General features: G+C 60.8%; 11 protein-coding genes. 8 read left to right on the top strand and 3 right to left on the bottom strand.

The genetic code is table 11. The annotated features are described in order from the left end of the window. The first annotated feature begins 185 nt into the window (after window positions 1-185). The 7 genes from AC1D00_RS15170 to AC1D00_RS15140 all read left to right on the top strand — a co-directional run bounded on the left by AC1D00_RS15170 (window position 186) and on the right by AC1D00_RS15140 (window position 4700). Window positions 186-644: a tRNA (cytidine(34)-2'-O)-methyltransferase gene (locus tag AC1D00_RS15170; RefSeq protein WP_477011224.1), complete on the top strand. Its 459-nt coding sequence runs from the start codon at window positions 186-188 to the stop codon at window positions 642-644. A gap of 18 nt (window positions 645-662) precedes the next feature. Continuing rightward, complete coding sequence (gene queE / locus AC1D00_RS15165; protein ID WP_477011223.1) at window positions 663-1295, top strand: 7-carboxy-7-deazaguanine synthase; 633 nt, start codon at window positions 663-665, stop codon at window positions 1293-1295. A 17-nt stretch (window positions 1296-1312) separates the two neighbouring features. Beyond that, a complete protein-coding gene (locus AC1D00_RS15160) occupies window positions 1313-1678 on the top strand; it encodes a 6-pyruvoyl trahydropterin synthase family protein (RefSeq protein WP_477011226.1) in 366 nt (121 codons plus the stop codon). Between the two features lie 16 nt (window positions 1679-1694). Continuing rightward, complete coding sequence (gene hemF, locus AC1D00_RS15155) at window positions 1695-2582, top strand: oxygen-dependent coproporphyrinogen oxidase (RefSeq protein WP_477011225.1); 888 nt, start codon at window positions 1695-1697, stop codon at window positions 2580-2582. Continuing rightward, a complete protein-coding gene (locus tag AC1D00_RS15150; protein WP_135177883.1) occupies window positions 2573-3331 on the top strand; it encodes an HAD family hydrolase in 759 nt (252 codons plus the stop codon). The genes hemF and AC1D00_RS15150 overlap by 10 nt, the downstream gene beginning before the upstream one ends. 349 nt (window positions 3332-3680) lie before the next feature. After that, window positions 3681-3893, top strand: coding sequence for a YodC family protein (locus AC1D00_RS15145; protein ID WP_092187726.1), 213 nt, complete (start codon window positions 3681-3683; stop codon window positions 3891-3893). Between the two features lie 348 nt (window positions 3894-4241). After that, window positions 4242-4700 (top strand): hypothetical protein, encoded by a 459-nt coding sequence (locus AC1D00_RS15140; RefSeq protein WP_477011222.1) that lies wholly within the window; start codon window positions 4242-4244, stop codon window positions 4698-4700. Between the two features lie 226 nt (window positions 4701-4926). On the opposite strand, the gene AC1D00_RS15135 is transcribed toward AC1D00_RS15140, so the two are convergent. Next, the gene (locus tag AC1D00_RS15135; RefSeq protein WP_477011221.1) at window positions 4927-5805 is read right to left on the bottom strand and encodes a tetratricopeptide repeat protein; all 879 of its coding nucleotides are present in this window, start codon (window positions 5803-5805) and stop codon (window positions 4927-4929) included. 320 nt (window positions 5806-6125) lie between these two features. Further along, window positions 6126-6626 carry a hypothetical protein gene (locus tag AC1D00_RS15130; RefSeq protein WP_477011220.1) on the bottom strand — a complete coding sequence of 167 codons (501 nt, stop codon included), beginning with the start codon at window positions 6624-6626 and terminating at the stop codon, window positions 6126-6128. Between AC1D00_RS15130 and AC1D00_RS15125 the strand changes: the two genes are divergently transcribed. Next, on the top strand, window positions 6626-6952 hold the full coding sequence (locus AC1D00_RS15125) for a hypothetical protein (protein ID WP_477011219.1): 327 nt from the start codon (window positions 6626-6628) through the stop codon (window positions 6950-6952). The genes AC1D00_RS15130 and AC1D00_RS15125 overlap by 1 nt on opposite strands. Window positions 6953-7366: 414 nt before the next feature. Here AC1D00_RS15125 and AC1D00_RS15120 read toward each other — a convergent pair whose 3' ends face one another. Beyond that, on the bottom strand, window positions 7367-8437 hold the full coding sequence (locus AC1D00_RS15120; RefSeq protein WP_404558519.1) for a c-type cytochrome: 1071 nt from the start codon (window positions 8435-8437) through the stop codon (window positions 7367-7369). Window positions 8438-8686 lie beyond the last annotated feature (249 nt).

Genomic DNA, 8686 nt, shown 5'->3' with positions numbered 1-8686 from the left:
CGGCGGCAGAACTTCGCTTGTCCCCGCCAAAACAAGCGAAAACAGCAGTCCAGAATCGTTCTATTGGCACCCTTGCCGGGCGAGCGCAAGCCCGCTAACGGCGGGGAAGCGTGCAATGCACGAATTCCCGCGCCAGCGATCTTTTATTGAGACATTTCCGCCCCACAACCAACCCGACGCCGCCCATGCAGATAGCGCTTTTCCAGCCCGACATCCCCCAGAACACCGGCACGATTCTCAGGCTCTGCGCCTGCCTGGGTCTGACCGCCCACATCATCGAACCGGCAGGGTTCCCCGTCTCCGACCGGCATTTCCGCCGGGCGGGAATGGATTACCTCGACCAGGTCAGCATCGTCAGGCACGTCTCCTGGCCGCAGTTCGAGGCCTGGCGCGCGGCAGAGGGCTGCCGGCTGCTGCTGTTCACCACCAGGGCCGCCACCGACTACCGCGATTTCCGTTACCAGACGTCGGACATCCTGCTATTCGGGCGCGAGAGCGCCGGCGTCACCGACGCGGTGGTCGAGGCCGCGGATGCGCGGCTGGTGATCCCGATCGCCCCGGGACTGCGGTCGCTCAATGTCGCCATGACCGCGGCGATGGCCGCAGGCGAGGCGCTGCGGCAGATCCGGAACCCGCAAGGTTGATATGTTGAGGAGAGACCATTGAGTTACGCGGTCAAGGAAATCTTCCTGACCCTGCAAGGCGAAGGCGCCCATGCCGGGCGCGCGTCCGTGTTCTGCCGTTTCGCCGGCTGCAATCTCTGGAGCGGCCGCGAGGCCGACCGGCAGTCAGCGACCTGCAAATTCTGCGACACCGATTTCGTCGGCACCGACGGCACGCTCGGCGGCCGCTACGCCTCGGCTGCGGAGCTCGCCGACACCATCGCGGCGCAATGGACGGCAACGGCCGCCAACCGCTACGTGGTGCTCACCGGCGGCGAGCCGCTGCTCCAGGTCGATGACGCGCTGATCGATGCGCTCCATGCGAGAGGCTTCGAGATCGGCGTCGAGACCAACGGCACGATCGCCGCACCTGATGGCCTCGACTGGATCTGCGTCAGCCCCAAGGGCGGCAGCGAGCTCGTGGTGCGCCGTGGCCACGAGCTGAAGCTGGTCTATCCGCAGGCCCTCGCCGCGCCGGAGGCCTTCGAGGGCCTCGCCTTCGAGCGCTTCTCGCTGCAGCCGATGGACGGGCCCGAGGTCGCCGAAAACACCGCGCGCGCGATCGACTATTGCCTGCGCCATCCGCAATGGCGGCTCAGCGTGCAGACGCATAAATCGCTCGGCATCAGATAGGATTGGTTTTCGAACAGATGTGGGAATTGACGAAATCGTTCCGCTTCGAGGCGGCGCATTCACTGTCGGGAACGACGTTCGGCGCGGCGAGCGAAGAGATCCACGGCCACTCCTTCCGCGCCGAGGTGACGGTGCGCGGCACGCCGGACCCAGCGACCGGCATGGTGGTCGATCTCGGCCTTCTCCAGCGCGCCATCGAGGACGTCAGGTTGACGCTGGACCACAAGTTCCTCAACCGGATCGAGGCGCTGGGCAAGCCGACGCTGGAAAACCTGTCGCGCTTCGTCTGGGAGCGGCTAGCGCATATCGGCAAGCTCACCCGCGTCAGCATCCATCGCGACAGTTGCAACGAGAGCTGCACCTATTACGGTCCGCAGGGCTGACGGAATGGCATCGACAATGGACCCGAGCTTGATCGAAGACCGCAAGACGCGCGCCCGCGCTTGGTTCGAAGCTTTGCGCGACGACGTCTGCGCAAGCTTCGAGCGGCTGGAAGACGACGCGCCGCAAAGCCTCTATCCGGGCAAGGCCGGCCGTTTCAACCGCACGCCCTGGCAGCGCACCGATCATAGCGGCGCGGCCGGCGGTGGCGGCGTGATGTCGATGATGCATGGCCGGCTGTTCGAGAAGGTCGGCGTGCATTGCTCGACGGTGCACGGCGAATTCGCACCGGAGTTTCGCGCGCAGATTCCGGGCGCGGCGGACGATCCGCGGTTCTGGGCCTCCGGCATCTCGCTGATCGCGCACTTACGCAATCCGCACGTGCCTGCCGTGCACATGAACACGCGCTTCGTCGTCACCACAAAAGCCTGGTTCGGCGGCGGCGCCGATCTGACGCCGGTGCTGGATCGCCGCCGCACGCAGGACGACGCCGACAGCATCGCCTTCCACGCTGCGATGAAAGAGGCCTGCGCGCAGCCGAACGGCGTTGCCGATTACGACAAGTACAAGACATGGTGCGACGAGTATTTCTACCTGCCGCACCGGAAAGAGGCACGCGGCATCGGCGGCATCTTCTACGACTGGCACGACAGCGGTGACTGGGACGCCGACCTCGCCTTCACCCAGGATGTCGGCCGCGCCTTCCTGAAGATCTATCCTGATATCGTCAGGCGCAATTTCGCGAGCGCCTGGACCGCTGCGGACCGCGAGGAGCAGCTGATCCGCCGCGGCCGCTATGTCGAGTTCAACCTGCTCTACGACCGCGGCACCATCTTCGGGCTCAAGACCGGCGGCAATGTGGATTCGATCCTGTCGTCGCTGCCGCCGGAGGTGAAATGGCCATGACTGCGATGAAGCCCGCTGTGAGGCCGCTCCCCCGCGCCATGCTGATCGACATGGACGACACCATCCTGTCGGCCTATGGCCGGCCCGAGATCGCCTGGAATACGATCGCGAACGAGTTCGCCGAGGAGCTTGCGCCGCTGCCGCCGCAGCAGGTCGCAACCGCAGTGCTGGCCTTCGCGCGAAACTTCTGGGCCAATGCGGAAGCCGCCTGGCGGATGAAGCTCGCCGAGGCGCGGCATCTGACGGTGAAGGGCGGGTTCGCTGCGCTCGCGGCCGCCGGCCACCGCGCGCTGTCAGACGACCTCGCCATTCGCCTCGCCGACCGCTTCACCGCCTATCGCGAGGAAGAGATGTTCGTCTTCCCCGGCGCGCATGAAGCGATCGACAAGCTGAAGGCGCTCGGCATCAAGCTCGCGCTGGTGACCAACGGCGCCGCCGACACCCAGCGCGCCAAGGTCGAGCGCTTCGAGCTGGCGCACCGCTTCCACCACATCCAGATCGAGGGCGAGCACGGTTTCGGCAAGCCCGAGGAGCGCGCCTATCTGCACGCGATGGAGGCGCTGGGCGTCACCGCCGAGGACACATGGATGATCGGCGACAACCTCGAATGGGAAGTCGTGACGCCGCAGCGCCTCGGCATCTATTCGATCTGGATCGACGTGCATGGCGACGGCCTGCCCGAAGGCTCGACGGTGAAGCCCGACCGCATCATCCGCTCGCTGACCGAACTGGTGCCTGACCGGTCGTAACCATCGGCGCGAAACAAAAACTCGAAAAACAACCCCATGCACAGTAGCCGGCTGCTGCAAAATCAAATGCTTACGGATTTTACGAAATCGTTTGACCCGCCGGGCAAAACAGGCGCATGATGCCATCATCGCGGCGCATGGGACGGACAAGCCCCTGCGCAACCCATCGAGCAGGCGCCCTTGCCTCCGTCATGGTCCCGCTTCCGGCCTGAGGCTCCGTCGTCGGCGCTTCAGCAGCCTGGCGGCGGATGCGCGCTGCCGCAGCACATCCACTGATCCCGCAGCCCGTGATCGGCGTGTCATGCCGGCTTGCTAGCTTCTCAAGTCAATCAACCCGAAAGGACCATCCATGGAACTGAAAGCCGGCGATATCGTCATGCTGAAATCCGGCGGCCAGCCGCTGACCGTCGCAGAAGTCAAAGGCGACGACGTGATCTGTCTCTGGATGGGCGTCGAAGGCGACCTGTTTCGCGAGACGCTGCCGCTCGCCGTGCTCGAACACCTGGAAGAGGTGGACGAGGACGAGGAAGAGGAAGACGAGGACGACGAAGACGAGGAATAGGCACGGCTAAGGCCGCGGCCCCATGAGATCGGAGCGCTTCGCTCCGGCGCGTCTGATGTCCGCTGCTCCGCCAAGAACGGCGCAGTAGCGGACATCGCCGCATGGCGCAGACGGGCCAACAGGCGCCGTCCTGACCGCCGCCGGTCACGTCCGGTCTGCCGCCACAACCGGACGACTTCAGAGCCGGTCAGAGCCTCGCGTTCGGGCCAGAAGCGGTCATCATCGCACATCAATCAAAGTGAGGGCTCGCAGTGTCAGGCAGCCAAAGATGAATGTGCTTTCTTCCCGAATTGGATAGCCTGAGCTATGCCTGGGAAATTGGCCAATTGCCATCTCGGGAGACCACGAATGAAGTGGATAGTCATTGCCGCCATTGCGCTTGCTGCTTCGGTAATGTTCGCGGCCGCGCAGCCAGCAAAAGAGCCCTACCAACCGGGTCTTGGCGAATTCATGACAGCTACGCAGCTTCGCCACGCCAAGCTATGGTTTGCTGGCAAACAAAATAACTGGGACCTCGCTGCTTATGAGATCGACGAGATCAAGGAAGGCCTAGAGGACGCCGCAAGGCTTTTTCCAACAGTTGACGGCATCCCTGTCGCTGAGATGATCAAGACCATCATCGATCCACGGATAGAGGAGCTTGAAAAGGCGGTTAGAGCAAAGAGCAGCACCAAATTTACGGCCGCCTTCGACGAGCTTACCAACGGCTGCAATAGCTGCCACGCGGGAGCCAGCAAGCCGTTTATACGCATTCAGCGTCCAATCGCGTCTCCACTGACCAACCAGAATTTTGCGCCACAAAGATAATGGGAGTTGCGCGCATCGACCACATGACTTCCGAAAAGGGTCAAAAGCTGCGGTAGGCCCTAAGCTGAACCGACGCCCGGTTTGCCCCTGACAGCCGACATGGGACGGGCTTCGAGCGAGCTTCGGCTACCCCCTTCTCCGTCTTGCGCGCCGCACTCCTTAACTCAAATCAAGCACCTAACAGTTCGGCTGATCAGCAGCTCGGATGATGCCACCATCATCGAGCTCAGCGCATTTTCAGCTTGCCGACTTGTTCCGCCGCCCAGCTGTCGTCTGGCTGCAGATTCAGTATACGCTCGTAGTCCTCCAACGAGCGCTTCCGATCACCGAGTTTCTGAAGCGCAAATGCGCGAGCACGTAACCCGCTCAGATCATTGGGAAGAACCTCGAGCCCCTGATCCAGGTCCGATATAGCTTTCGCAAATTCGCCCGCCCTCATCTTTGCAAAGCCCAAGCCAAGGTAAACTCGGCCTCGCGTACCTGGAAGCAGGACGTGACCAGACCCGAGCACATGCTCGAAATCCAGTTGAGCATTACGATAGCTTTTCTTGGCCAGATAAGCTTCACCGCGCCCAAGAAGGGCGGTGGCGTGGTCTGGAGCGAGCGATAATGCCTTTGTGTAGGATTCTATCGCCTCCTCGTAGTTTCCACGAGCAGACTCCACCTGACCGAGGCCATACGCAAAAATTGGAGACTTTGGGTCGAGCGTCTCCCCTTTCGAAAAATCCGCTATGGCGTTGTCGTAGCGATGCAGGCGCAAATAGAAAAAACCGCGAGAACCATATAGAGCGGCATCAACTGGCTCGATGTCGATGGCGCTTGACCAATCTTCGAGAGCATGATCCGTCTCGCCGATGCGCTCATTGAGATACGCTCTTTGCTTAAGCATATCTCGCCGCTCAGCATTGGAGGTCGAAGCACTGCCGATGGCCGTCGAATAGAGTTCAATTGCGCGGCCATGCGCACCGGCTCGCTCCGCCCGTTCGGCGTCTGCGCGAACCTGGGAGCCAGTTTCGCCAAGAGCTCCGCTGCAAATCAACACTGCGGTCGCCATGGCAACCAATATGGCCCCGCCATTTTGTTGCACGTTCTTCCAGCGATACATGCGACTTCCCATCACATGTCAAATCAGGCAGTAATCTGCATTCTGCAATAACAAGCGCTACGATCGAGCCAAAAAGGAGCTCGATGGTCGCACGCCATTCAGCGACGCTAATTTCTTTGTTCGCCAATTCTACGGACGACAAGATCGAAGAAAAGCAATGCGGGCTTGTTCCAGCATCACACTTGGTACGCGCGTAATGCAATCACACAACCAAGCAATTTTCAAGATCGTCATTTGCACTGAGTGAGGCCCTTAGGGCACTCGCTTGCCATGACATGACACGCRCTCAATCGACCTAAGGGCCATTATCGGACGTTTAATCATAGCGGAGGAACGTTGTAGCCGACCACGACTTTAGGTGGCACAGACTCGTCATCACGTATGTCAAGTAAGTCACGACCAACGAGGGGGCTATGTTTCGATGTAAGATATTCTTCCACGTCGGGGATGAACTGAGCCTGAAAACGCACGCTTCGAAGGGCGAGGCGTGGATTGATGGTTTCGGCCTGAATGTTAGAGGGACGGAAGACGCATTCCTTATACCGAATGCGGACATTCAAAAAGTTGACATATATCGGTTTCATGGGCTGGGCCGAGTAATCCAAGTCGACCATCGTAAGGGCCGTTTGTTTTTGGCCGCCACTCGCCTGATGATTGGACAATTCGCGCTCATCAATTTCTTCCGCACTGGCAAGCTCTATAGGGCACTCTTGGATATATCGACCTGAGTCAGGCAAATGACCGCTGCGGATCAAAGAGAGACGGGCCAACGAAGCGCCAAACTCACAACGAATATTGGGCTTCAAGGTGCTTGAAACCAATGAATGAACTCCTACCAACAAATGAGGCTGTTCGGGATTTGATCGAAAGGCTCGGCTCCGCGCCGGTTATCGCCCGCTACGGTCAAGCAGAAGCAGCGACGTTGGCGCACGCTTTCTCCGATATCGAGACATCGCTACGAAAATTTCTGCATGAGCAGCTTCCAAAACTTGCCGATCCATCCTTGCAAGGCGAAGGGCTAGAGGATCTCCTTCTGGAGGTCCGGGAAGAGTTTCGCCACATTCTGTATCATCTGCACGATCCCGAGTTCCTGCGCGTGTTAGAGCCGACACATGAATGGCTAACTGTTCGCGTGGAACAAGGATAGTTGGCCACGTGGAGTCCGCTTGGGGTCAATCGCGTCACTTTGGCCGCGAGCTCCGCACCTGTCGCTCGAATCCGGATCTGGTCTGGGCGAGCTGCTGCTCCAGCGCACGCGGCGCCGCCTCGATTCTCGGACCAGCTTGCGCTCCTGGACGATGCGTTCGCTCTGCTGGTCGATGAGGCGGGTCGGGCGTCGATCCGCGCGATGCGGGGCAATTTTCTAATAGGACGACTTCCGCTGCGGGTCAGAAACGTCGATTTGGCCGCGAGCGCGCGATGTCCGGTCTGGCCCCGGCTACGGTCGTGCTGATCGTCGCCTCCATCTTCGCCTGCGGGCCAACAGCCGCCGTTCAAAGAGACCGCGCTCCGGGCCGAACAACGACAAGGGGCTCGTGGTCGTGCGAGCAGCCACAAAACGTCAAGGTATGAGCGACGCCGTATAGGCGACCAGCGCGATCATGTCGTCGGTGCCGAGGTGCTCAACAACCGGCTTCATGAGGTCACTATTGGAGCCCTTCCGCGCGCCCGACTTGAAGTCGTAAAGCTGACGGAACATGTACGTGGGCGAACGGGCCGCAATCCCTGGCGCCACGGCAGTCCCTTTGAGGTCGGCACCATGACAAGCGGCGCACTGGACGCGAAGGTCGCCCCTCGCTGCCAACGCCCGCCCTTTCTGAATGCTGCCAACCGGCACATAGGCGATGAAACGAGCGCGCGAGTCCCGGCTGAGAAAGTGTTCGACGTTTTCCGGAATCTCGATGATGCGCTGGCCGATGGGCTCTTTCTCGCCGCCATCGATCGGCGCCAGGAACAAGTCCCTGACATGTGTCTTCGGAACGGCGTCGGTTTCTACGACCGCAATATTCGATCTCGGTTTGATCGACGCAAAATAGTTCGCAGCCTCCTTGAGTTCCTGATCGGTGATGTCCTTGGACGTCTTGATCATCAGGTCGGTGGCGACGCGGGACACCGAATTCGTACGCAGGCCCGTCTTGAACTCCACCGTTTGCCGGATGATGTATTCCGCGGAGAAGCCAAACAGGCTGGCATTCTCAGGGCCGCCCGGTCCGTCCGCCCGGTGGCAGACGCCGCAGGCGAACACGTCAGGCTTTCTCCCCTTTGCGACGATCTCCGGCAAAGCCGGATGGTCTTCGGGATGCCAGTCGGGAGCGGCGAACAGATCGCGCAGCTGCGTGAGCGTAAAACCGGAGGCGCTGTCAGGGACTCGCCGGATCGTGCCGTCGTCAGGGGCGCGTTGAAAACTCGGCGGGTTTACCGGATAGGCCCATGGCGGTGGGCCGTCCTGGCTCTGTGCGGGCGCCCCCGCTGAAGCAAGCGACGTCAGCGAAAGGGCGAAAAGCGCTGAAGACATCCTCATGGCCAAGACCTCCATGCGCATCAGCGGACCTAGACCTTCGAAGCCGAAAGCGTGAAGACCGGCCGCTCGCGAGGCAGTGCCGCAGAAATCTGCGGGCAGGCGTTCCTCCATCAGGCGTTCCAGGAAGCATTCAAGGGCCGAGACAAGCTGGCGTCAATCAGGGATTTGGGTGCTGACGCGGGTTGAGTGCACTGTCACCGTAATCTAGAGTTTGCAACCTACGTTTGCGGGGGTAACAATGATTGCTCGTCGGGATTTTCTGCTTGGTGCGATGGCGAGTTCTGTCTTGGCAGCCACAGCACGCGCTGATTTTGCATCCGACGATGAAGTTCGGGACATATTGCGCGAGCGCATCGACCG

The organism is Bradyrhizobium sp. P2_E8, from assembly GCF_056403875.1.
Note: the sequence above shows the minus strand (reverse complement) of the source record. Positions and strands in the feature narration are given on the sequence as shown.